At 44.5% G+C, this 25,241-nt stretch carries 19 protein-coding genes; 14 read left to right on the plus strand and 5 right to left on the minus strand.

Features of this window, described 5'->3' with window-relative positions; translation table 11 throughout:
- Positions 1-126: 126 nt before the first annotated feature.
- Both BM210_RS27375 and BM210_RS35040 read right to left on the minus strand, forming a co-directional pair.
- Positions 127-2,439: a helix-turn-helix domain-containing protein gene (locus BM210_RS27375; RefSeq protein WP_177238029.1), complete on the minus strand. Its 2,313-nt coding sequence runs from the start codon at positions 2,437-2,439 to the stop codon at positions 127-129.
- Complete coding sequence (locus BM210_RS35040; RefSeq protein ID WP_177238030.1) at positions 2,432-2,569, minus strand: hypothetical protein; 138 nt, start codon at positions 2,567-2,569, stop codon at positions 2,432-2,434. Before BM210_RS35040 ends, BM210_RS27375 begins: the two co-directional genes overlap by 8 nt.
- A 294-nt stretch (positions 2,570-2,863) precedes the next feature.
- Here BM210_RS35040 and BM210_RS27380 point away from each other — a divergent pair, with 294 nt between their 5' ends.
- A complete protein-coding gene (locus BM210_RS27380) occupies positions 2,864-3,415 on the plus strand; it encodes an S-layer homology domain-containing protein (RefSeq protein WP_091175456.1) in 552 nt (183 codons plus the stop codon).
- Positions 3,416-3,546: 131 nt separating this feature from the next.
- Positions 3,547-7,836 carry a hypothetical protein gene (locus tag BM210_RS27385; protein WP_143101105.1) on the plus strand — a complete coding sequence of 1,430 codons (4,290 nt, stop codon included), beginning with the start codon at positions 3,547-3,549 and terminating at the stop codon, positions 7,834-7,836.
- 89 nt (positions 7,837-7,925) lie between these two features.
- Here BM210_RS27385 and BM210_RS27390 read toward each other — a convergent pair whose 3' ends face one another.
- Positions 7,926-8,348 carry a MarR family winged helix-turn-helix transcriptional regulator gene (locus BM210_RS27390; RefSeq protein ID WP_091175459.1) on the minus strand — a complete coding sequence of 141 codons (423 nt, stop codon included), beginning with the start codon at positions 8,346-8,348 and terminating at the stop codon, positions 7,926-7,928.
- Between the two features lie 177 nt (positions 8,349-8,525).
- Between BM210_RS27390 and BM210_RS27395 the strand changes: the two genes are divergently transcribed.
- From BM210_RS27395 to BM210_RS27420, 6 genes are all read left to right on the plus strand, one after another.
- The gene (locus tag BM210_RS27395; protein ID WP_091175460.1) at positions 8,526-8,981 is read left to right on the plus strand and encodes a CBS domain-containing protein; all 456 of its coding nucleotides are present in this window, start codon (positions 8,526-8,528) and stop codon (positions 8,979-8,981) included.
- Positions 8,982-9,013: 32 nt separating this feature from the next.
- A complete protein-coding gene (locus BM210_RS27400; RefSeq protein WP_091175462.1) occupies positions 9,014-10,258 on the plus strand; it encodes an MFS transporter in 1,245 nt (414 codons plus the stop codon).
- Positions 10,259-10,419: 161 nt separating this feature from the next.
- On the plus strand, positions 10,420-12,915 hold the full coding sequence (locus BM210_RS27405; RefSeq protein ID WP_091175463.1) for a WG repeat-containing protein: 2,496 nt from the start codon (positions 10,420-10,422) through the stop codon (positions 12,913-12,915).
- Positions 12,916-13,042: 127 nt separating this feature from the next.
- Positions 13,043-13,612 (plus strand): RNA polymerase sigma factor, encoded by a 570-nt coding sequence (locus BM210_RS27410; protein ID WP_091175465.1) that lies wholly within the window; start codon positions 13,043-13,045, stop codon positions 13,610-13,612.
- Entirely contained in the window at positions 13,593-15,428 is a 1,836-nt protein-coding gene (locus BM210_RS27415; protein ID WP_091175467.1) for a DUF4179 domain-containing protein, read from the plus strand. The genes BM210_RS27410 and BM210_RS27415 overlap by 20 nt, the downstream gene beginning before the upstream one ends.
- A complete protein-coding gene (locus tag BM210_RS27420) occupies positions 15,418-15,714 on the plus strand; it encodes a hypothetical protein (RefSeq protein ID WP_091175468.1) in 297 nt (98 codons plus the stop codon). Before BM210_RS27415 ends, BM210_RS27420 begins: the two co-directional genes overlap by 11 nt.
- Positions 15,715-15,822: 108 nt before the next feature.
- Here BM210_RS27420 and fliD read toward each other — a convergent pair whose 3' ends face one another.
- The gene (gene fliD / locus BM210_RS27425) at positions 15,823-17,106 is read right to left on the minus strand and encodes a flagellar filament capping protein FliD (protein ID WP_091175470.1); all 1,284 of its coding nucleotides are present in this window, start codon (positions 17,104-17,106) and stop codon (positions 15,823-15,825) included.
- Between the two features lie 359 nt (positions 17,107-17,465).
- On the opposite strand from fliD, the gene BM210_RS27430 reads away from it, so the two are divergent.
- From BM210_RS27430 to BM210_RS27455, 6 genes are all read left to right on the plus strand, one after another.
- Positions 17,466-17,942 carry a GNAT family N-acetyltransferase gene (locus BM210_RS27430; RefSeq protein WP_091175471.1) on the plus strand — a complete coding sequence of 159 codons (477 nt, stop codon included), beginning with the start codon at positions 17,466-17,468 and terminating at the stop codon, positions 17,940-17,942.
- 303 nt (positions 17,943-18,245) lie between these two features.
- Positions 18,246-19,769 (plus strand): glucose-6-phosphate dehydrogenase, encoded by a 1,524-nt coding sequence (gene zwf / locus BM210_RS27435; RefSeq protein ID WP_091175473.1) that lies wholly within the window; start codon positions 18,246-18,248, stop codon positions 19,767-19,769.
- A gap of 162 nt (positions 19,770-19,931) precedes the next feature.
- Positions 19,932-20,996, plus strand: a complete 1,065-nt coding sequence (locus tag BM210_RS27440; RefSeq protein ID WP_091175475.1) for a metallophosphoesterase family protein — start codon at positions 19,932-19,934, stop codon at positions 20,994-20,996.
- A 47-nt stretch (positions 20,997-21,043) separates the two neighbouring features.
- Positions 21,044-22,621, plus strand: a complete 1,578-nt coding sequence (locus tag BM210_RS27445; protein ID WP_371263560.1) for a peptide chain release factor 3 — start codon at positions 21,044-21,046, stop codon at positions 22,619-22,621.
- A 58-nt stretch (positions 22,622-22,679) separates the two neighbouring features.
- On the plus strand, positions 22,680-23,210 hold the full coding sequence (locus BM210_RS27450) for a CcdC protein domain-containing protein (RefSeq protein WP_177238031.1): 531 nt from the start codon (positions 22,680-22,682) through the stop codon (positions 23,208-23,210).
- 97 nt (positions 23,211-23,307) lie between these two features.
- Positions 23,308-24,198 carry a YheC/YheD family protein gene (locus tag BM210_RS27455; protein ID WP_371263558.1) on the plus strand — a complete coding sequence of 297 codons (891 nt, stop codon included), beginning with the start codon at positions 23,308-23,310 and terminating at the stop codon, positions 24,196-24,198.
- A gap of 100 nt (positions 24,199-24,298) precedes the next feature.
- Here BM210_RS27455 and BM210_RS27460 read toward each other — a convergent pair whose 3' ends face one another.
- Positions 24,299-25,225, minus strand: a complete 927-nt coding sequence (locus BM210_RS27460; protein ID WP_091175482.1) for an iron-hydroxamate ABC transporter substrate-binding protein — start codon at positions 25,223-25,225, stop codon at positions 24,299-24,301.
- Between the last annotated feature and the right edge of the window lie 16 nt (positions 25,226-25,241).

Below are 25,241 nucleotides of genomic sequence, written 5' to 3' on the forward strand. Positions count from 1 at the left end.
TTTCGGAGGGGAAATAGACTGGTTTTGACTTGCATAGTCCGTTTTTGATTAGGGTTCTCAGCCCTTGAGCAGTAAGGAAAAACCCGACGGGATTTACCGTCGGGCTGGGTTCTTTGCGTGCTATGCTCAATTCTTAACATGGGTATGCAGCTCCCGATATTGACCGGGGGTCATGCTGGTGACTTTACGGAACGTTCGGATAAAGGCTGTGCTGTTCGTATAATTGACCTTCTCCGCAATCTCGGAGATTTTCAAGGTGGAGTGCTGCAGCCAATGCTTGGCGACATTCATCCGATACTCCGCCAAATAATCGATAAAGTTGATGCCCAGCTCTTTTTTGAATACGCGGCTCAAGTAAGCCGGATGGAAACTCAAGCTTTCCGCGCAGGATTCCAGAGATATATTTTGATTATACAGCTCATGGACGAGCCTCATCATTTGATTCGCGATACTGACATATTGGGTTTCTGCTTGCTTGGTCAAATAGGATATCACCGGATCAAACAGACATTCACAGAACCATTGCGTAATTTCGTCTAACGCGTTCAGCTTTTGAAAATAATCGATCGTTGCTTGTTCGCCAAGAACCTTACGTATGGGAATACCCAGCTCTTGAAGCAGTTGATAGACTCGGGAAATCAATTGCAGCATCAAAGGCGAAAACTCGTGGGAGTATGCCTCTTTCTCGATCACAGCTGCCATGTATTCCCGGAAGACTAGATGGACGCACTCTTGGTCGGCCAGCTTAAGAGCCCCTACCAATTGGTCCTCTAAAATCTTCAGCTGAGAATATACTGCCGACTTATTGCCTTGCGTCGAGTCGATATCCTCGAAGTGCAAAATCAGCTCTTGCCCGAGACTGATTCTTCGACGCAGCGCCTCCAAGCATTCATTATATGCGCGCACCGCCTCCTTGAGCCGATCGAAAGGACGGCTGATACCGATACTGATTTTAACCTGCAGGTACTGCTGAATACTCTCTTTCAACATTTGTGCCGTATCATGCGACTGCTGCTTCAGCAGCAACGGGTCGTCTTCTTCACAAGCCAACAGAGACACTTGCGACTGATCAATCAGGATCGGACTAAATCGATTCGCCTGCGGCAACAATTCACAGACAATGTTATTGATGGCGAAGAGAAGCAGCTCTCTATCGTGTTCCCGGTATTTGGTGAATTGTATCGTATCGATTTGTACGGTGAGGACTACGAGCTTATTCCACTGTGTCGGAAAATCGTAAATCTTCGTTCGGTACAAGAAATCGCTTTCCGAGATCAATCCGCTAAACAGCTTCAACACGAAAAACTCTTTCAGATGATCGTATTGACCGGCGATTTGCTGCTGCAGTTGCTTCCCCGTGCTGGATAATGTGCGGAACCGTTCTTCGATAATACACAATTCATCCGATCCCGATGACTCCGGCTGTTCCGATGCCCCAACCTCCTTGGAATATTCGAACAACCGACGGATCGGCGTATACATGCGTCGGCTCCCTAACCAAGCAAACAGGAATACCATGAAGAAGATGACTATGCAAAGGGCTAGTGTAATACCCCCGATTTTACGCGATTTCGTCGTGATTTCCTCAAGTGAAACGACCGAAACATAAATCCAGCTGTTATAGTTCGATACCCGGTAATTGACCAATACTGGAGTGCCGTTCAAAATCTCATTGACAAAACCGACTTCCGCGTTCGATTCTTTTACTTTATTAACGATATCCGTATTGATTTTGGAGTAATTGCCTTTTGTTACGGATAGAAAGTCGTTGCCGTCGCGATCCAAAATATATTTTTCACCCAAACGATTATTCTGAGTAAGCAGCTCCTTGAATTCATTCATTGCAATATCAATAATTAGCAATTCGCGTGGAGTGTTCGGGCTGGGAATGGCCGGAATTTTGCATACCAGACTGATGGAATTCACCACATTCGTCTCCGACAGGGCATCCCCTTCGCCTCCTGAAGACAGATTTACATATTTGCGGTATACCCAGAACATGTTATTGGGATGTTTCGTATATTCCATAATTTGCTGCCGATACGGATAAGTGCTAAAGCTGCGTGATATACTGAAATTGACAATCCAATCATCGTACAGGTTGATCAGCGATGCATCAGTTACGCGGGCAAACGTCTGCAGGGTGTATAAACCTTTGGATAAGTCCCGAATTCTAGGGAAATCGTAAGGATCCAGCGGCTGAATGGCCGAATTGATTACGATCGGTGAATTCATGTATTGTATCGCCGAAAGCTCAAGAGTCTTCAGTACCTGCTCTACGCGAATTTGAGTTTGCTGCAAGATCTGGGCATTGCTTTGATTGGCGTTATCTTCTATATCCCCGGAAGCCATATAGTAAGAGGTTGCCCCGATGATCAACACCGGAATGGCTCCCAATACAATGCCGAATACAATTAACCGCAACAGAAACTTAGGCATAGTCCCGCTCCCTTTCTTTAACCTGAAATGAATTGCCATGGGTTGACAATCTAAAATAAATCTTATAAACGATTTCTTTATGAATGGTATCTACATTGTAGAGGTACATGTCATTACAATCGATACCCATTATTTAACTCCTTTAGTAAAAATAGCTCCCCACAATGTGTAGGACTACTAAAAAAGTCCGCCTTAGAGTTAAAAGGTACAGTTTCTCAAATTTTTGAGGAAACTGTGCCTTTTTTTGATTTATCTAAGGATGCAGCATAACATGCTACTTTTCGGTCAAAACAGCATCACATACACAGGGAGCACTTTCTTTTAAAAAACAAATAATACCTAAAAACAAAATTTTTGGAAGGAATTCATTAACCTCAATTGAATCTATAAGTAGGTAGTATATATTGGAGGGAGTCCACATTTAATGAAAAAATTATCAATGTCGATGCTGATCTTTTTGATCTTAGCATGGACCTTATTTCCAGGGATTGCGCCGATTGCTAAGGCGGCTGTGGATACAAAGCAGCATTGGGCGGAGCCAATCATCGATCGATGGACAAGCGAGGGATTGATTAAAGGCTATGAAGATGGGACATTTCAGCCGGATCATTCGATTACACGTGCCGAGATCGCTGCGCTCATTAATCGTAAGTTTAAACTTACATCCACGAGGGAAATGATACCTTTCCCGGACCTAGCGAATAACGAATGGCAGTTTGAGTCACTAGGTACGGCGGCAGAGGTCGGTTATATCAGCGGTTATGAAGATGGGACAATTCGGCCCAACGAGGCGGTAACCCGGCAACAATTAGCCGTCATTATAGCGAATCTCTTAAGATTGGAAACGATGGAAGATGTTTCATTTATAGACAGTGATGAATTTCCCAAATGGAGTAAGAAAGAGATCGCTGCAGTAGTAGCACACGGTATAATGGATGGTTACAGTGACTTAACCTTTGCCCGACTCGAGCAGTAACTCGTGCAGAAGCTGTGGTGGTCCTTGATCGTTCAAACCAAGTAAAACAGAAGATAGGCCCGTTAGTATACTCGTCTACCGGTGTATTTGGTTCGGAGAAAGGCAACGAAACTTGGAACCGGGATGTTATAGTGAACGTACAAGGTGTTACACTTCGAAACATGACTATCTATGGGAATTTACTATTGGGAGAAGGAATAGGGGAAGGAAATGTGACGCTTCAGAACGTAAAAGTACTCGGAGCTACCACGGTCAATGGCGGAGGATCGAATAGTATTCATTTTGAAAGTAGTACGATAACTACCCTAATAATTAAAAAAGCAAATGGTGAAGTTCGAATTGTAGCCAAGGGTACTACTTCGGTGCAAGAGGTGGAAGTACACTCTGCCGTTAAACTTGAAGAAGAACAAATTAATGGAGTTGGATTTACGAGAGTTGTGCTGCTGGCAGACTTGGCAGAAGGGACAGAGGTAGAACTCATTGGTGATTTTCAAGAAGTCCAGGTTAATTCGAAAAATACTAAAGTGCAAATTATCCAAGGTACCATATATAAGATGTATGTCACCGAAGGAGCAACGGGCAGCTTGATCTACTTAGGTCAACAAGTTAACGTCAAGGACCTTGTTCTAGATGCAGTCGCTCAGGTTTCAGGACAAGGAACCATAGAGAAAGCAACAGTAAATGGGAGAGCAGGAGCTACGACCTTCGAAAAGAAGCCGTCTACACTCAATGACCAAACAATAACAACGACGACTTTCGGCGGCGGTGGTGGAGGAGGAGGTAGTAGTGGAAGTAGCGGTAGTAATGTAAATAACGGAAGTAACGGAAGTAATGGAGGTAATGGAGTTAATGGTAGTAGCGGTAGCGGCGATGGAGTTACGCAGCCCCAAACGCAACCGGATGACCTAACCTTTCAAGCGGCGGTTATTGGCCACAATAAATTGGGGATTACGTTCTCGAAATCCGTAATTCCCTCCTCTGTGAGTATAACATTAAAAAATTCAAGTATCGAAGTCGATCGGGTGGATTACTCAGGAGATAATAGAAATGCGACATTGATTTTAAAAGCACCCTTAACCGAGGGCAGTTATACCATTGTGGTTCAGCAAAAGTTAACTGATAGTGTTCGCACGATAGAGCAAAACATCATGGTTGAGAATGAGAGGGTTACTTTTTCCTACCTGTATGACTCTGTCATTTGGAATGCTTCGTCTCCAGCATACATTAAAGTGAAATATAAGCTCATGAATCAGTATGGGGAAGATGTAACCGCCGGATACAGTCGCCAGATTAAGTTTTCATTTTACCCTGATATTACTACCTCTGACCACCCGGCTGCAGATAATGGATCGGAGACACTACAATATCATCGGCCACTGAATGAGAATGAAAAATTATTTATATACGCTTTCCTTGGAACTACAAATCAGCTAAAAAAGGAAATGGTTGTATCTAGGGAAGGAATTTCATTGACCTCCCCGGGAATTACTTTCGTGACTCCTTCGTTTGAGGTTAAAGGCTTGTATCATCCGACAAATAAAGTATTGACAGTTATTTCCAGCTTCCAGGAGTATTCCATTTTATTTCGATGGAAAGGAGAAACGGCACTCCTCTCCGAAAATTTTTATACTAATATTAATCACTCTAATGTATTAAATGTAAGAACAAATACGAAAGGTCCTGAATTCGGTACGCTGACGATTGGCAATGAGAACTGGTCCTCTTTAACCTTAACCAGAGGAAATTCTCCTTATCCCGGTGATGTCATAATTTACTTGGTTGACAAGAGTTCGGGCGTGTCAATGAAGATCGTTGTAACCGTCTTTCCTATTGGACCACAACAATCAACAGCTGAAGCATTTTTTATTATAGGTAATCAGTTGATTACAAAATACACGATACCTGGTTATTTTTCTGATGCGAGCTGGACGCTTAACGGCAGCGTTTCTCAAGCAGTCTACCAAGCACAATACTCCTACTCTCAGCAGGACATTGCCGTATTTGCCATTCAGGGCGGCACAGTTCCTTCTGGTTTGTACACGGCGACTCTTCCGGGTAGCTCTTCTGTGTACAAAACATTCATGGTTGGAACGACCACAGTGAACGGTGCTGTGTACGGCAAAGTGTATTATAACGGTGGTAGTGAAGTGACAACGGTAATTAATGAATCGTACCTGGATCCGAATGCGCCGCTCCCGAGTGCACCGCTAGCCGTAAATGATATCATTCGTGTTTTCTATGGGAACAAGCTTTTGTTAAAAGCGACTTGGAATGGAGCTGCTTGGTCATTAAATGAAATGAAGCCGATCAATGCCCCCTCAAATGTGACGGCATCCGCTAAATCGAAACAACAAGTTCGCGTTAGCTGGGCACCAGTCGAGAGTGCGGATTATTACAAAATTTATACAAGCTCAACAGAAACGGGTGAATATAAACCACTTCTGGATGCTCAAGGGAGTGTGATCAAGACCAAGGAAACTACAATTCTTGATGACACCCTGCAGCCTAACACAAAAAGATATTATTTGATCAAGGCTGCTTTTGGCGGAACAAATTGGGAGGTAGAATCCAATGCTAGTGCAGCGGTAGCGGCAACGACTTACTATAACGAGCATATCCAGCTTGACTTTCTCGTTACAGATTCGGTGCAGCATCCGATCGAACCTATTCTATATTTGACGGATAAGGAGAATTTAAAGCTGTACGCGGTAAACTATGAAACCGGTAGTATTAACTCTGTATCCTTAGCTTTGCCACCAGAAAGCGTTACCTTCGCTGATGGGAAGATCTATGTTTCTTTATTGAAGGGCGCGCATTCTTATTATTGGGGGGATGAAGAACAAAGTGGGGCCGTGGCAATTGTTGATTCGACCGACCTATCGCTCTCCAGAACATTTGACGTCAATATCGATCCATATGATATAGCAGTAGACAGGTCCGGGTATATTTATATTGCTTCAGGTTCTGGGCAGTGGACGAGTATGAAATCATACAGTCCAACTGTATTTTCGGAGGTGTACTCTACCAGAATAAGACAAGCAAGCTATATTCATATGCATCCGATTCTTAACCGAATCTACACAATCACAACGGACACTTCTCCAAGAGATATAATAGCGTATAACCTACAGAATGGAACCTTAACTTCAGGAGGATATGATTCACCCTATCATGGAGACTATGCTATGAACACAGAAATGCGAATTTCTCCAGATGGAGAGTATTTGTTTAACGGGGCGGGAACGGTGTTTCAAGCAAGAGAAGCGCGTTCAAGTGATATGAAATATGTTTATAGTTTGAATACAGATTATACTGATATTACTTTTGACATCAATAAAAATCGCTTCTATACGGTTAAGGACAAGCTCATAGGCGCTTATCAATATGATAACTTTGAGCAGTTTGGCAAGTATCCTACCGATGGACTCACAAAATCCTTGTATAGTAGCTCGAACAAACTTTTTGCTATTTCAACGATTAGCGGTCGCAGCGTAATCGAAGTCGTCTATAAAAATGATATGCAAACTATACCGCCAATAGTAAGACAAGGTATTTACCTTCATGGTGCGATATCAGACATCGTGAGCGGTCCAAATGGGCAAAAGGCTTATGCACTGGATGAAGCATTTCATAAGTTATACGTCGTAAACCTTGTAGACAATACAATTGAACGTACGATATCGCTCACGTATAAACCATCTGAACTAACCGTATCTGAAGATGGAACTAAGTTGTATATCCGCAATAATGACGAGAACGTATTGGTGACGGAAATCAGCTTAAGCAATTTTACACAGCGGTACTTGAGTTACCAAGCGCCGTTAGATTATAATGACCCTGCCCACGGGCAGATTTATCAGAGAGGTCAGTTCCTTTATGTCGTCACAGGTGAATGGGCTCCACGCCTATTAGTGTTTAACGCATCGACCTTTCAGAAAGTGAATTATGGTGCAGAGCTTGAATCGATAGGCAATATCGCTTTCGCCAGAGATAACAGTAAGCTATATTATTGGTTCCAGTATGGTTGGAGCGCAGGTCTAGCCGGAACAGATGTATATGAGATATCAATCTCTAACACACCGTTCACACAAACAAGCCGTACAAATATCGGTTATCCAGACTTTAAGAGAGACCCTTTGGATACCCCGACTCTATTACTAGAGGACAGAGGGCTTGTTATTGTCAAAGATCGAATCCTGAGTAAAAATCAACTAAACCAAACGATAGCCGTCATGCCCGAGCCCATCTATGCTGTAAGTCCTGATAGCAAGATGTTCGTAGGGAAAAATGGACTGTACGACGCCCAATCTTATCAGAAGCTGAGATCGATCTCTCTTTCTGGAGCTCGTAATATCTTTTTTGCCAACGGTAAGTTGTACTACCTGGACGGCAGCTCACTGAAGCAATTGGAATATAAATGAGACCGAGAAACATGGGTATATATCTTCATTAATATACAAAAAAAAGACACTCGAGAGGGTGTCCTTTTTTGTTGCGATTTGCTCTATTTTTATTGTTCCATCAACGAAAGATTAAACTTTTTCAATAAATCTCCGAAGTTTTGGCATTCCTCATCTGACCATCCATTGAGCAATTTTTTCATCTTATCCAATCGTTCTTGTCTGTATTCTATCAATTCCTTTGATCCTAAATCCGTGATCTGATAAAAATAGGATCTTCCATCCTGAGGGTCGGGAATTCTGGAAACAAAGCCTTTTTGCTCCATCGCTGTAGTTTGTCTGCTTACTGTGGAAATATCCAACTGCAGATTATTGGCCAAAGTTTTTACACCAGAGGATTGTTCAACGGATAATTGATGCAATAATAAATAAGCAGATCTGTCCAGTCTGCTAGAATCAGATGTTACAGAATTAATGCGGCGAACCAAAACTGCCATTTCAAGCTCTATGGTTCCAAGTGAATGTTCGATCATTTTTTACCACCTCATATTATCCCTCTATAGGAAACATGATAACTTACCTTAGCCGTTTGTCAAATTCCCTTCAGCCAACAATAATGTTGACATATTTTTATATAGTTGTATCATACAATTATGTGGTTGTATGATACAACTAAATGATGATTCACTATATCGGAATGGGGGATCCATATGCAAGCTCATGAGATTATGAATAGTCACGTTTATAAAGTAAAAGAAGTTGATACGGTTCGTTCCGTCATAGAAAGGTTTATTAAATATCGCATCAGCGGTCTTCCTATTGTTAACGACAGAAATGAAATCGTTGCTTATATAAGTGATGGTGATATTATGCGTTACATCGGGAAACATAAGGACATTATCGTAGATACCATCTACTTCGTGAATGTAGTGCAAGGGGACGACGAGGAATATGAGGAAAGAGCAAAGAAAATACTTGATTTAAATGTTTTGAGTATCGCTAAGAAAAAGGTAATTAAGGTTAGCTGGAATGAGGAAATGGAAAATGTAGCCGCTATTTTAGGGGGAAAGCAAATCAAAAAATTGCCAGTTGAGCGTAATGGAGTTTTGGTTGGCATCATTAGTCGCGGGGACGTCATCCGTCACTCTTTTCATGCAATCCTTTAAGGTAGACGAATCTAGAATAGGAGCAAATAGCTATGACTTCTAAAATGCCAAAAGCATCAGCTGCTATAGATACAACCAATTCTTTGCTTCAAGAAGAACCAAGTCTTCTGAAACAACCCAAAGCAGTGTGGGCCGTCTTCTTCGCTTGTATTATCGCCTTTATGGGACTTGGACTTGTTGACCCGATATTGCCCGCAATTGCCAGCAAATTGAATGCAACACAAAGTGAGGTCACCTTGCTATTCACCAGTTATAATGCTGTTATGGCAGTCGCCATGCTCATTACAGGTGTGATTTCATCAAGGATTGGCATCAAATGGACACTCCTAACGGGAATAGTGATTATTGCCTTATTCTCAGCACTTGGAGGATTTTCGAACGATATTTGGTCACTTGTTGGTCTCCGGGGCGGGTGGGGCTTAGGAAATGCACTATTTGTTGCGACGTCTTTAGCCGCTATTGTATCTCTTTCGAATAGTGGAACTGCTAAAGCGATTATTTTGTATGAAGCAGCGATTGGACTTGGCATTTCAGTTGGACCGCTGATTGGCGGTTGGCTTGGAGCTATTTCATGGAGAGGTCCTTTTCTTGGAGTTGCGGCGCTAATGGTTACTGCCTTTATGGGACTTATCTTATTCATGCCAAAATCCAATATCCAGCAAACGGTGAAATCCAAAACCTCTTTATTGGATCCATTCCGCGCATTAAAGCACCGTTCGCTCTTAGTATTTGGAATTACAGCGGCCCTGTACAACTTTGGTTTTTTTACTTTGTTGGCATATGCCCCTTTCGTGATGGGATTGGATGAGCATGGACTGGGTTTTGTGTTTCTAGGTTGGGGTATTTTGCTGGCTATCACATCTGTTTTCATGGCACCCAAGCTTCAGCTGTGGTTCGGTACCATTAAATCTATGTGCCTGATGCTCATTTTGTTTTCTTGCTTACTGGTTGTTATCGGCATATGGACATCGACGCAATGGGTGGTAATCACTGCTGTTATTTGCGCTGGTGCATTATTAGGGAATAACAATACGTTAATTACGACAGCGGTTATGAATGCCGCCCCTGTAGAACGCTCGACGGCATCTGCAGCCTATAGCTTCCTGCGCTTCCTGGGAGCAGCGGTGGCACCATTTATGGCAGGCAAGCTGGCTGAGGTATACAACCCCCATGTTCCTTTTATCGTCGGTGCTGGATTTGTTTTTATTTCGGTACTCTACATCTTGTTCAATTACAAACATGTGAAGCATGTCGATGATATCAAAGCGGGTCATTGATTGCATATCCATATAAAGGAACCTATATGGCATAAACAACCTGAGCCTCATCAAATAACGGGCTCAGGTTATTTGATTTCTTTGATCACTTATAGCCCGACATGCACCGATATGGTAAGTCGCCCATATACTATAGGCGACTAACCATATGAGGTGCTGAGATGATGATGAATGAAACACAGACCGATCAGCTGAACCGGGCGTATGCCGCCCAAGCTGCGCAATCGCTGACTGTAGACATGAACTCTCCTCGTCCCGTATCTATTGCGATTGATCTGGATGGGGATGGGTATCCGGAATTAGCCTATGCCAACAGCTTGAACGGTGAGAATGGTATTACAATGTTAAAGCAGGTCGGTAAGGAATGGAGAACATTCGCCCATCTAAAAGGCCCAGGCTATGCGGTAAGCCTGCTTACTGCTGCACCGGTGACTAGCCGTGATCGCAATAACTTAATAGTCGGCTGGCAGATTGGTTCGATATGGTCGAAGCTGTCTGTTTATGAATGGACGGCAGATGGGTTCAAGGATGTCGCGCCGCCCGATATGGATTACAGTTATTTGGATATCGAGGATATGCCGGGACAAAACGGAAGAGATGGATTAAGTGAATTGGCGCTGTGGATTCACGATACGGGCGAAGCTTACAAAGTGGAAGTGCTGAGATGGCACAATGGCGAGTTCACGAATGCGTGGGATGTGTATCCCTATTATTTTCACCGGGTAGTCCGCTATTATGAGGCATTGACTCGCAAGCATCCGGATTATGCGTTCTATTGGTACTATTTGGCGGATGCGCAATATAAAGCTGGTATGCCTCATGCCGCTGCTCTATCTTTGGATAAAGCAATCAGCCTGAAGCCATCGTATCCTTCTCCTGACATGTTGAATCAGCTGCAGCAGCTCATTCAGCACGAGCAATCACAGCAGGCATCTGATATGCGTGCCACCCCGCTATATTCCTCTTCACAGCAAACGATTCATGGTATGGAGTGGGGTTATATCAACGATAGGGGCGATTGGGTAATCAGGCCCCAGTATGAGTATGCTGCAGATTTTCAGAGCAACGGCTATGCGGTAGTGCAAATCAAAGGCCAAAGCGGCATAATCGACCTTACAGGTGAGCAGGTTGTACCGCCTGTATGGGATTCCATTAGTTCATATACCGAAGGACGCGCTATTGTTATCGACAAGCAGGGTTTTAAGGTCATAAATGAGAACGGGCAAATCCTCACTGACAAAGCCTACAGCTACATTGCTCCTTACAGCAATGAGCGAGCTGCATTTGCTACTATAAACCCTAACAATCAAGGCAACCAACGCTATGGATATTTGGATCTGCAGGGTCACGAGGTCATAGCGCCCCAGTATGAGGAGGCTGGAGACTTTCATGCGGGCAAAGCCGTAGTAAAGCTGAAAAAGAAGTCATTTGGCTTAATCGATCGAAATGGAGCACTCCTATTCTCGTATCCTTATGCGGATGTCGGTGCATTGGGGGATGGACTGCTGCCTTTTCAAAAGGAGCTCTCTGGTAAATACGGATACATCAATGAACGCGGCAAAATCATCATTTCGCCACAGTATACAACAGCGATGTCCTTCGAGGATAAGAGGGCGATCGTGAATACATCCGAAGACTACACTTCACAGTACGGACTAATTGATCGCGATGCCAATTTTGTTATCAAACCTGAGTATAATTTTATTCGCACCTTGGGGGAGCAAAGGGTAGCGATCGGAAAGGCAATAGATCCCAAACGGCCTTATCTAGGCTCGAAATATGCAATTGCCGATCTGAATGGCAAGCGGCTCTCGGAGTTTGTGTATACGGATGTATCCGAGTTCAAGAATGGGCTTGCTTCCGTCACCGATGGAGATCACACTTATTTTATTGATCCAGGAGGTAAAGCTGCACCCGGCTTTCCGCGGTTGGAGGGAAGCGGTACCTTGGTCTGGATGAAGCCGCTCATTCAAGCGAATATCGATCAAAGATTGTCCTATTTGGATCGCAATGGGCATGTCGTATGGCAGCAAAATACCGTGATCCCGCTTCGCCCGCCTTATCGTGTCAAGGAGCTTAAGTATAAACCGAATAAAGACTATTTGGTGTATTATCCACAAATTGAAGGTATGAGTGCTCATACCGCACAAACACAGGTGAATGAGAAGCTGAAGCAGCTATCGCAAGTGAAACCGATACCTGCGGATACTCAGCTTGATTACAGTTATAGTGGTAACTTTAATGTCTCATTTTTCAGAAAAAATTTGTTGCAGCTTCAGTTGATTGGCTACAATTTTCCGTTCGGCGCCGCTCATGGGATGCCTACGAAGCTGTATACACCTATAAATCTGATGAATGGACGGATCTATGAACTGAAGGATCTGTTTAAGCCCAACAGTGATTATGTGGCGGTGCTTAGTGAAATCGTAGGCCAACAAATTAAGCAGGACCCACAATATTCATATGTGTTTCCGGATACTTACAAGGGAATCAAAGCTGATCAGCCGTTTTATGTATCAGAAAATGCACTGCATCTGTATTTTTATCCGTACGATATTGCGCCTTATGTGGCGGGTTTTCCGACATTCAACATTCCTTTTTCCAGCATCATGAATCTGATTGCGGTCAATGGTGAGTTCTGGCGAGCTTTTCACTAAACAACGGACGATGGAAGCAGCTCCTTGCCTAATGGCAGGTGGGCTGTATTTTTTTATTTGTGAAAAATGAAAGGAAATACGCTTGAGCTGCGTCTATATAGTATAGAGAATGTTGTGGAGGTTGATTATGGATGATCAGTTGAACGACGAAGCGCTGATCAAAGAAGTGCTTCAAGGTCGAAAGGAAGCTTTTGCGACTCTGGTTAACCGCTATAAAAACCGGGTGTATGGTTTACTTAGAGGCATGGGCGCGCAAAAGCAGGATGCTCAGGATTTGACTCAGGAGGCATTTATCAAAGCGTATCGAAGTTTATCCTCCCACCAGACTGGTCGCAGCTTCTCTTCCTGGCTGTATACGATTGCAACTAACTTACTGCGGGATTCATGGAGGCGTAAGCAGGCTGATCCGTCGTATGAACACAACCTGAGCGTGGTTGAACCTATGAAATGCCCCGAAACTGTGTATTTGCAACTGGAGAAAAAATTGGAAATCCATGATATTCTACTGGGACTATCCCAACATCACCGACTAGTGCTGCTGCTTCGATATACGAATGATCTGAGCTATGAGGAAATTGGGATCATTTTGGACGTACCCGTAAGCAAGGTACAGAATGACTTGCATCGTGCCAAGAAAAAGTTGAAGCAGTTGTTGAAGGACAAGGAGGTGAGCGTACATGAAATGTTGGAGCGCTGAGGAAGCGGATTTATATCTGGCTAGCTGGAATGTACATAAGAGCACACATAAAGCTTGTTTAAAAGAAAGTAACCTCAACGGTCAGGGAGTTCCCTTTGAGGAAATTCAGCAGCATATTAGAAGCTGCACGACGACCTGCCGTATTCGGTTTGAGGAATGTCAGAGGGAGCAGTCGCAATGGGCTGAACAGCTGTATCCCCGAGAGGATGCCCTGCCGAGTTCATTTACAGCTGATTTAATGGCTCAACTAGATGATGTGGAGCTAACAGCAGCATACATAGAGAACGTGCCGAGTTCTGCGTTTGTTCTTTCGGAGGCTGAATCAGAAATTCAGCAGGAGTTCACTCTAAACCCGCAGGAAGCTCATTCTGTGCAGTCTGTGCAGTCCATGATATCCGTACCAAGCAGTTTGGAACCGAAGTACGAACAAGAGCCGCTTCCTATGTGGAACAGCTGGTTTTTGATTCGCAAACGGAAGTGGATGTTTACGACCGCTGCATTGATCCTTCTAATATCGAGTACTTTGGCAGTCATAGCGTCTCCAACCTTGGCGGAATATGTCCGTTCCTTGTTTATGCCGGGTGTTGTGGATTACGGGCTGCTAAAGTCGCAGGAGCTTGGTTTAGTAAACGATCCCAATATCAAGGTCAAGGATCAGGGTTATACGATGGAGATCAACGAGGTAGTAGCGGATTCTACAAGAGTCGTTATGGCGTTAAAGCTGACAGGACCCGATGGACTGCCCAATCACAATATGCTGGAGCTAAGTGGCCCTAATGAAATCCAGATTACAGATCGTAATGGGAATAAGCTCGGCGAGCTGCATGATATCGGCATGACTTCACAAATGTATGTACTTGTAGCCCATTTTCCACAGGAAATCCAGGCAGATGAATTGATGATCCAAGCTACCATTTCAAGGCTGGGTAATGAGATCCTGCGTATACCTTACATTCAGGGAAAATGGAATTTTGCGTTTTATGTAAACTTAAAGAAGGCGAAGGCTTTAACTACGGTACAACCTTTAAATCAATCGTATACAACGGACAACGGAATGACCATCCGAATGAAACGGTTGGTTCGAACCCCAAGTGGAGTAAGGCTTGATCTGGATACTGAGCTTTCGGCAGCTGCCGCAGAACGATCTTCTGCAAAGCTGCGGGAACGTGAATATCTGATGTTCCATTTTGAAGATGAGAGCGGTCAAGAGATTCACAGTGTAATGAGCATGAAATTTCCGCATATCGACAGCCTGTTGACCTCATCCAGAGTAAAAGATCCTTCAGCCGATATTCTGCATTGGTCTTATTCATTCAAATATTTGCTTGCAGATAGCTTTGTACGATTTGTATTTGACGGGTACATTGTTCCTGAACTAACGGAGGGTAGGTTTACCTTTAGGCCAAGTGATTTGTCATCACATCCTGCAATATTCCGTCATGAAGGGGATGAGCTGCGCTTGACTGGCTTTGAAATGGACGATGCTCCAGATCCAAGGGAGCATAGGAAAGAAGCTGTACTGAGGGTTCAAGGGAAGTTCAGGAACCACTTTGCTAGCGACGAGTGGGTGTTAAAGGATGCAGCTGGTAATGAATACCCAGTGAATTACCGCGGAGGCTCATCAACTATTGATGGTTACGTGACGCTGGATAATGAGTTTCCAGGTAAGGATTACGCGTTTCGGATTCCGACGCTCCAAGCCATTCCGGAGCAGCTGACCTTAATCCGCAAGGTAATTGACAGAATATATCTTGAATCACCTAAGAACGGTTGGTCCTTTATTTTAAATGATGGAGGCAGAGCCAATGGCCGTTAGTACAAAAGCCTCTTCAATCGAGAAGGTAATTCCATTGACAGCCCATGAAAAGGTAACGATGCTGCGTGCCTATGAATGCAGCTGTTATCAAATTACATCGTTTATGCTGAGGGATGAGAAGCTGGCTGTCCATGCGGCCAAGCAAATTTTACTGAAATTGTATACACATGAAGAATGGTTTTATATGGATGAAGCCGCCCGTATGGCCGAGGTCAGACATGCGGCGTTGAATTATTCGTTGGAATGCAGGAAAAAGGCGCTAGTCAATGCCCTTCGTAACACGTAAACATACAAAAAGCCTTGTCTCCACTTACAGCGCGGAGACGAGGCTTTTTAGTATAAGGTTTAGCTTACGTAGCAAGACTTATTCACCGAACTTCTAGATAGGTGAAGACTAAATATAGTTATTCATTAAGATGCCGGACAGAGGCAGGGGAAGATAAGTATTAACAGGAGCTCCATCCCGCTGACTTACTTGATAGTTGTTGAAAGATTGAAATAATGCCTGTCCTTGATCCAGCAATTCAAATGAAGGCGGGTCAAGAAGTGTCTTCGCGGCAACATTTAATGCGGCAGCGAGACCGCCGAAACCTCGTAAACTGAATTCCAGCAGATCAAAGCGTGACTGGGCCTGCTGCTCCAATATGGACAAGTCCACTTTAAGTGAACCATCTGCATTCAACTGGATCCCGATCATCTCAAGAGGCAACGATGTAAGCTTGCTCATCACGGATTCAGAAGCTTCGCTTGTAAGCAATCCACCTGATTGGGTGAGCATTAAATGAAGAGAGTTATAACGATTAACAAGAGCCTGAACCTGTTGACTAATCCCGATCCTATCCGGTCGAATATCGACTTGTACAGGTTCTTTCGAAGCAGCTTGTAACGTGATTAAGACATTGCCCTGATCCAGATCAATTTGATTGGAGGCAGAGACAACCTCAGCACTACCATTGATATGGTAGATGGCATCTGCAGCTTGTTGTGTAACATTAGTTATTCCGCTGATTGCCACGGCATTACCATATATATCGACTATCGAAAAGGCGTATTCTGATCCTGTGTGAAGACTGTTGAGTCTCAATTGTACGGTATTCTTAAGATCGTCCCAGGCTATGGAAGCATGGAGATCTGATTTGGTGCTGTTGATCGCACTGCGGATTTTTTGGAGTGCTTGCTGATTCGTGTCTGTCGCTAAAATATATATGGAAAAAGAGGCTGTTTGATTTTCTGTGATCAGCTTCATCTGATTGGAGCCTGCTGTCATGAGGGTTGGTGTCGTGCTCTGTAAGATGGCTCCGTCATTTAGCTGTGATTTTGCAATTTGCTTGGATTGAATGACATAGGAACCGATTTGGGCACTTTTTTTAACTTGTGCTTTCAAAACCGAAGGGTTGCTAATTTCAACCGCTCGACGATCCAAAGACGAATCTGAACCCAGCATCGCTTCCCCAGCTTGCTTCAACTGCTCTGCTGTAGTCAGCAAGCCAGCTACCGCCATCGCAGTTGCACGGGCATGCTGTCCAAAGGCATACCGTTGAAACACAACCTCTGCACTTGCTTTGGATGAGACCAAAGGTCGATACTGCCAGCCGCCCTCCTGCCATGCATGTTCTTCCTCACGCCATATCTCATTTGTTCGATACACACGATTGACCTCGGATATTTTGGAAATCATAGCCCATACACCTCACGATCACGGATGTTATATGTATAATTATACATTAATGAAAGTTATTCGTAAATTATTATTGACAGTTGGATGAAAGATCATTTATGATGTAAAATTGACTTCACAAGGTTCGTTTTAATCTAATTATCATTTAATAAACTCCAGATACAGAATTTGAAACAGATTTTTGTAAATTTGATTAAGGGGCATAGGCTATGGACTGGATTCAGATTGCCGTTATTATCATTGTAGTTGTTATCAGCGTATTGTTTTTGGGCTTTGTCGGCAAAAAGTATTTAAAATAATAGCAGACAGTAAGCGCTCTTCATAAGATAAAGTATAAGTATCTTTGGAGGCGATGGTCATTGATCTGCAAACATCTTCCGCTTCATGACAAAGCGATCCTGGGGCTGGTTAAGAGCTTGCTACTGCCCTATGCCAGAATAACCCAACCTCATGTAAAATTGGATCTTAAGACGCTCAGGAAGCGATTACGCGGCTGCATGACCTTCGTTTTTATCCGTGGCGGGCGTAAGGTGTGTGGTTTTATAGCTATCAGACAGGACAAGAATGTGATGTATGTCGACATGCTGGCAGTTGATAGAACGAACCAAGGGCTTGGAATTGGGTCTACCTTGCTAAAGCATGCGGAGCGATATGGGCAGTTGAAGGGTCATAAGGAAATATTCCTATGGGTTGATGATACGAATATACAGGCGCAGCGCTTTTATACGGCCAAAGGTTATGAGTCGATTCATTACGATGCAGGCATTCGTTGTTACATGCTTAGAAAGTTTTTGAATGTAATTCAAACCCAAGAGAGACAATGGTCTATGGGTTAAATAGCTGTAAAAGGTTTTCCCGCAATCATGAATGAAAATGACCATTGGACAACAAGATAAATGGTGAGCACATTCATTTTAAAGGTGGGATTATTCAAATCCAAGGCTTCGCACCATGTGGCGGAGCCTTTTTGCGCCAGCTATGATGTCTATATACAAATTTTATGTAGAAGCTTATAAAAATTTGTTATAGCTGGGATGTTGAATCCTGCGTTATATTTGGTTATGCTTAGGAAGCTGAGATCATGTGAGTTGAATTGAAATAATAGTAACGAAAAATACATAAGAGAGAATGATGATAAAATGACCGATACGGTAATTTTGCTTTTTGGAGCAACTGGAGATTTAGCACGCCGCAAGCTATATCCTGCAATATACAGTCTTTACCGTGAACGTAAGCTTGGCGACCGCTTTGCTGTGATCGGTTTGGCGCGCAGACCGCGGACGAATGAGCAGTTTCGTGAAGATGTACATGCGTCCATTAAGGAATTTGCTCGCTACAATGTGACGAAGGACGAGCAATGGGAATCCTTTGCCGAGCATTTTGAGTATATGTCGTTGGATACGAATAATGTGGAAAGCTTTAAAGAGCTGAGCATTATGACCAACCGTCTGGATACCAAGTTTGAAGTAGGCGGCAACAGGCTGTTCTTCCTGGCGCTTTCCCCTGAGCTGTTTGGCAACGTGTCGTACAATTTGAAGGAAGGCGGTTTACTGGAAACATCCGGTTGGGCGCGTCTCGTTATCGAGAAGCCATTCGGTTATGACTTGCCATCCGCAGAAAAACTGAATGCTCAGATTCGCGATGTGTTTGAAGAAAAGGACGTCTATCGGATTGATCACTACCTCGGTAAGGAAATGGTACAAAATATTAATGTGGTGCGGTTTGCTAACGCATTCTTTGAGCCGCTGTGGAACAATAAATATATTGCTAACATTCAAATTACGTTAAGCGAGACGGTTGGTGTTGAAAGCCGCGGCGGTTACTATGATCACTCAGGCGCATTGCGTGACATGGGCCAGAACCATATGCTTCAAACGCTGGCTATGATCGCGATGGAACCGCCAAGCCGATTGTCTCCGGAGGATATCCGTGATGAGAAAGTGAAGGTATTCCGTTCGCTTCGTGGCTTCCAAACCGCATCAGAGGTACGTTCCAATACGGTCCGCGGTCAGTATTCGGCAGGAACGATGAAGGGAGCTCAAGTATCCGGCTACCGTCAGGAGGATTCGGTGAATCCGGAATCGACGACGGAAACCTTCTTTGCAGCCCGAGTTTTTGTTGACAATTTCCGCTGGGCTGGCGTACCGTTCTATATTCGTACAGGCAAAAGGCTGCCGGTAAAAACGACTGAAGTCGTTGTTGAATTCAAGAATGTTCCTAACAATGTGTATTTATCCAAAAAACATAAGCTAGAACCTAATCTGCTCGTATTCCGGGTCAATCCGATGGAAGGCATTTATTTCAAAATGAATGCTAAACAACCGGGCTCGGAGGGATCCATCCTGCCGATCTCGATGGACTTCTGCCAAAGCTGCCAGGTAGGTTTGAATACACCGGAAGCTTATGAACGTTTGCTGTACGATGCTGCTCGCGGCGATTCCACCTATTTCACTCGTTGGGACGAAGTCGCATTAGCCTGGAAGTATGTAGATAAGATCGCTTCCGCATGGGCTGAGCGTACAGACAATTTGATGCTATATCCTGCTGGAACGTGGGGACCGGATCAAGCCCAGCAGCTGCTCTCTGAGGATGGCTTTAAGTGGTGGCCTGTCAATGGACAAGACGAAGGCGAAGTTGCTTGGGAAACTGCTCAAAGAAAATAAGCCCAGCACAGGTTAAATCATTCCGCTGTTTGCAGGCAGGTCCGTACTTTATCGGGTACGGGCCTTTTTTTGCTTACTGGCCGTCAAAAAGTGTACAGATACCCGTCTAACAAGATATAATATAAAGACATCATTTTGGAGGTCGTCAGGGGGTTATTGAATATGTCGCGTCGGGCTTTTATACGTTGGATGCTCGGGCTTTTTGTCATGATAGGAGCGGCGACAACCGGTCTTATTTATTTGCTCCAACGCTCCGTTAATTCACAGAGCGTCGCTAAACATGCTGCTGAGCAGCCTGTGGCTGTACCAGAGCCCGCCGCACCTGAGGCGAAACCAGCACCGGTCCCAGATAAAGAGCCCATGCTGTCGTTCATGATATTAAGCGATCTTCACGTATCGGTCTACGATCCGGATACGATCAAGCATTTGAAGGAAGCCTTGGATGATATCAAGAAATTCGAATCACCTGTGGAGACTGTGCTGTTGACGGGTGATTTAACGGATTTTGGAGACCCTGATGGATACAACGAGCTTCAAAAGGTATTATCTGCCTACAAGCTGCCGCCGCTGTACGCCAATATGGGGAATCACGACTATTACGATATTTGGATTGACAAGAAGGGTGCATTCAATAAAGATACGATGCCTAATGGCAAGACCGATTGGCAGGCTCGTGAGCGGTTCCAGAAATTTTTTGGCTTGCAGAAGCCTTACTATGCCGTAGAGATCAACGGTTTACCTATCCTTATGCTATCACAGGAAGCTTATGTTCAAGAGAAGCCTGAGGTGGGTGAAGGCGCCTGGTATTCCGATGACCAGTTGGACTGGTTCAAAACGGAGCTAGCCAAGCACAAGGATGGCAAACCGGTATTCGTAATGGTCCATCAGCCATTGCCTCCAATCGGCTCTGATGGTGGCAGCCATACACTGATCCGAGCCAAGCTGTTCCGCGAAATTCTAAAGCCGTACCCGAATGTATTTGTGTTCTGCGGCCATCGTCATCAGGATTTCCAGAATGGGACTGAGCATTATGTGAAGGAAACCTTCCACTTTTTTCACAACTCCTCGGTGGGCCGTGTATTGAACCGTAATTTTCAGAATGAAGGCAAGAACAAGTCCCAAGGGCTTTATGTGCAGGTGTACAAGGACCGGGTGACAGTACGGGGACGCGAGTTCAGTAATCGTACCTGGCTCAAAGAAGCCGATTGGAATTTGAAGTTGACTTAGTGTAATTATTTAGTGAGATGAAGGAAGGAACAATACAACCAATGAGTATGAACATGCCACAGAAGATGCAAGAAGAAGTTGAAAAACGCCGTACGTTCGCGATTATTTCTCACCCCGATGCGGGTAAAACCACATTAACAGAGAAGCTGCTGCTGTTTGGGGGAGCGATTCGACTGGCTGGTACGGTCAAGGGCCGCAAGGCAAGCAAGCACGCCACCTCTGACTGGATGGAGATTGAGAAGCAAAGAGGGATTTCCGTTACTTCCAGCGTGATGCAGTTCGATTATGATGGGCATCGCGTCAATATTCTGGATACACCGGGTCACCAGGATTTCTCTGAGGATACGTACCGGACGTTAACCGCGGCTGACAGTGCCGTGATGCTGATTGACTCCGCCAAAGGGGTCGAGCTGCAAACGAAAAAGCTGTTCCAGGTATGTCGTAAACGTGGAATTCCGATCTTTACGTTCATTAATAAAATGGACCGTGAAGGGCAAAATCCTTTTGAGCTGCTGGAAGAGCTTGAGCAAGTGCTCGGTATCAGATCGTACCCAATGAATTGGCCAATTGGCTCGGGCAAACAGTTCCGTGGCGTCTATGACCGTCAACAGACACAGGTTGAACTGTTTCAGGGTGACGATCATAAAATGATTGAAGTGCGCAAGGTAAGCGGCTATGAGGACCCGCTGGTCAAAGAAATTGCAGGGGAGTTTTTCTACGATCAGCTGGTACAGGACTTGGAGCTGCTGGATGTAGCTGGCGATCCGTTCGATTATGACAAAGTGCAGAGCGGCGAACTGACACCTGTGTTCTTCGGCAGTGCGATTAACAATTTCGGAGTACAAACCTTTCTGGAGAATTTTTTGGAGCTGGCGCCTATTCCTTCAAGTCGTAGAAGCACTCAAGGAGATATTGATCCGCTTAGTGAGCAATTTTCCGGTTATGTGTTTAAAATTCAGGCGAATATGAACCCGGCGCATCGGGACCGTATTGCTTTTCTGCGTATTTGTTCAGGTAAGTTTGAGCGTGGGATGTCGGTTAAACACGTTCGTCCCGGTAAAGATATCAAGCTGGCTCAGCCGCAGCAGTTCCTCGCACAGGATCGCGATATTGTCGAGGAAGCTTATCCGGGCGATATTATCGGACTGTTCGACCCCGGAATTTTCCGAATTGGCGATACGTTGTGTCAAGGCGGTAACTATGAATTCGATGAACTTCCGACCTTTTCACCTGAATTGTTTTCCAAGGTGACGGTCAAAAATGCACTTAAGCATAAGCAATTTCAAAAAGGTATCGATCAGCTGACAGAGGAAGGCACCATTCAAGTGTTCCGTACGATTGGCTTCGACGATATGATTCTTGGTGTGGTTGGCCAGCTGCAGTTTGAAGTGCTGGAATATCGGATGAAAGCGGAGTATGGAGTTGAAGTGCAGCTGCAGCGGATGAATTTTCAGTTCGCACGCTGGCTTGTGGATACCGATGTCGACCCTGCCAAGTTCCGGATTAATTCTCAGCTGGTTAAGGATAAGAAAAATAATTATGTCGTGCTCTTCGAGAGTGAGTACGCAATGCGCTCAGCAATGGATAAGAATCCGACTGCACAATTTTTGGAGAATGCTCCTTAAGGAGTTAAGGTTTTGATCGATGTGTTCTCAATGAAAACGGCTGGGAGGGATGATCCACATGGAGCATATGGGGCCCACACTGCTTATTATGGCATTGATTGCCTTTGGAATTTACCGCAGGGTGAAACGGACAATCGGGTTTCAGAAGCTGAGCCGAAAACGGCTTATATTTCGTACGACGATATTCAGCTTGTTAGGCTGCGTGTTCTTGTACACAGGGCTGCTGCATCCTATCCATTTTATTGCCGACGCGATAGGTTTGGCTGCTGGTCTGATTCTCAGTTACTATGCTATCAAACATATTCGTTTTGAGAAGAGAGACGATGTTTGGTACTATCGAACCCATTTATGGGTGGAGGTAACGATCATTGTGCTGCTGCTGGGGCGGATAGTATATAAACTGCTGTCAGTGTATTACTTGCAGAATGGCTCGGATATGAGCTCAGCAGCGCCATCGTTGGAAAGCTATACGAAGGATCCGCTGACAGTAGGCATATTCTTTGTACTGATTTCGTTCTATATCCGTTATTTCACTTACCTGCTGCGAAAGCAAAAGGAATTGGAGGCACCTGAATCGAACTTGACTTAAGGGCATCAGGCAAACAACCGCATATGAAGGTTAAATCGAACAAAAAGCAGTCTCACGGGGGCTGCTTTTTTGTGTTCCGGCAAGTATGCGGCAAGGAATGAGTGAAATTGGAAGCGCCCTTTCAAGTGGCTACGCTCGTGCATACAATAGGTTGAAAGTGGCAGCTATTTGTCTAAAGTCTGTGACTACTGAGGAAGCGAGAAGAAAGGTGGAGCCGATGCGTAAAGTAAACCGTAAGAGACATATTGTAAGTAAATGGAGAAAAACAAGCGTAATGCTGCGGAATGCCAAACTGCGTGCTCATGTCCCCGAGACGAGAAAAATGACGCGCACCACTCTGCATGAGCTGCTAAATCAATATGGGATGGTCTATATCAAGCCGGATAGCGGCACTTATGGCAACGGTGTTATGCGAGTGGAAAAGAGCTCACTAGCAGACGGAAAAAGCTATAAGTACCAGAATGGAGTGGTGAAAAAATCATTTACCGACTTTGATAATCTTTATAATTCGATCCGAAAACGCACAAGAAACAGGCTCTATCTCGTACAGAAGGGAATCCACTTAACCAAATACCATAAACGGCGCTTCGATATTCGTGTTATGGTCCAACAAACTCCGAATAAAAAATGGGAATCAACGGGTGTCATAGGGCGTGTTGCGCATCCTAAAAAAATTGTCACGAATGTCCATAATGGAGGTACGTTAAAACCGATAGAGACACTGCTGTCCGCCTATGTATCGGGTACTGCCAAGAAAAAATATATTCAGCGGTTACGGAAGCTAGGTTTATCGACAGCTCGTCAGCTTCATACGACGTTTCGTGGTCTGAAGGAAATCGGCTTGGATGTGGCGTTGGATAATAAGCTGCATCCCTGGGTGCTTGAGGTGAATACATCTCCTGATCCATATATTTTCAAACGATTAAAGGATAAATCCATATTCGGAAAAATTCGCCGATATTCGAGAGCATACGGCAAGCCTGTATGACTTAAGAAGAAGTCTCACCTGAACGGTTCCCTTATTTGGTAAATCGACACAAAAAAGCTGTGCAGTCGGTTCGACCACACAGCTCTTTCATATGCTCCAATTATTTGGCGAATTTTTTCTCGGCATCATCAAGTGCCATTTTGGTGCCGAGCGCGGAGTAGTCCAACCACGGTTGATCAGGGATCAGATAGACATGTTTGGATTTCACAGCTTTAAGACCTTGCCAAATCGGATTGCTTTCAATTTGCTTATATAATTTTTCCGCTCCATCTTCTCTGTTCACAATAACGAAGATCGCATCGGCATCATAATCCGGCAGAACCTCTTGAGAGATCACGTCAAATGATTTATCCTTGCTTACCTTCTCAACACCTTTGGCTGGCTTGAGGCCAAGGTCTTCATACAAGAGAGGACCCATGGGGCGCCTCGTTCCAAATACACGCAGCTCCTTGGCTGTTACACGAACGGCCATTACGGTGGCATCCTTGCCGAGCTTGTCATTGATAAGTCCTTTTACACGTTCCTTCTGGGTTTCATAATCCTTAATAAAAGTCTCGGCTTCCTTATCGCGATCGACAAGCTTTCCGATTTTTTTCAAGTGATCCCGCCATGTGCCTTCATCCAGATCGAATACTACGCTTGGGGCGATTTTTTCGTACTTGGAAATATCTTTGCCGGCATATTGCTTATCCAGGTAAATAACGTCAGGCTTTAATGACAAAATAGCTTCCATATCCGGTTCGGTGACCACACCGAGCGGTTTCGTGTCTTTCAAACGGTCCGCTACGTGAGGCAGGAATGCTTTTAGATCGCCACCGATTACAGAGCCGACCGGAGTGATACCGAGCGCCAGCAAATCATTCGTTAAATGGATCGAAACGGAAGCAATTCTTGGTGCTTTGGCTGCTGGTTTATCGGCAGTGGCTGTAGGGGCAGCAGCGGGTGCTGGTTGTGGTGTGGCTTGACCGCAAGCGGAAACGGTAATCATCGATACGGCGCTTAATAGGATCATGAGTGTCTTTTTCATAAGGTCTCCTTAATAT

It is taken from the genome of Paenibacillus sp. 1_12 (genome assembly GCF_900114475.1).
GTDB lineage: Bacteria > Bacillota > Bacilli > Paenibacillales > NBRC-103111 > Paenibacillus_S.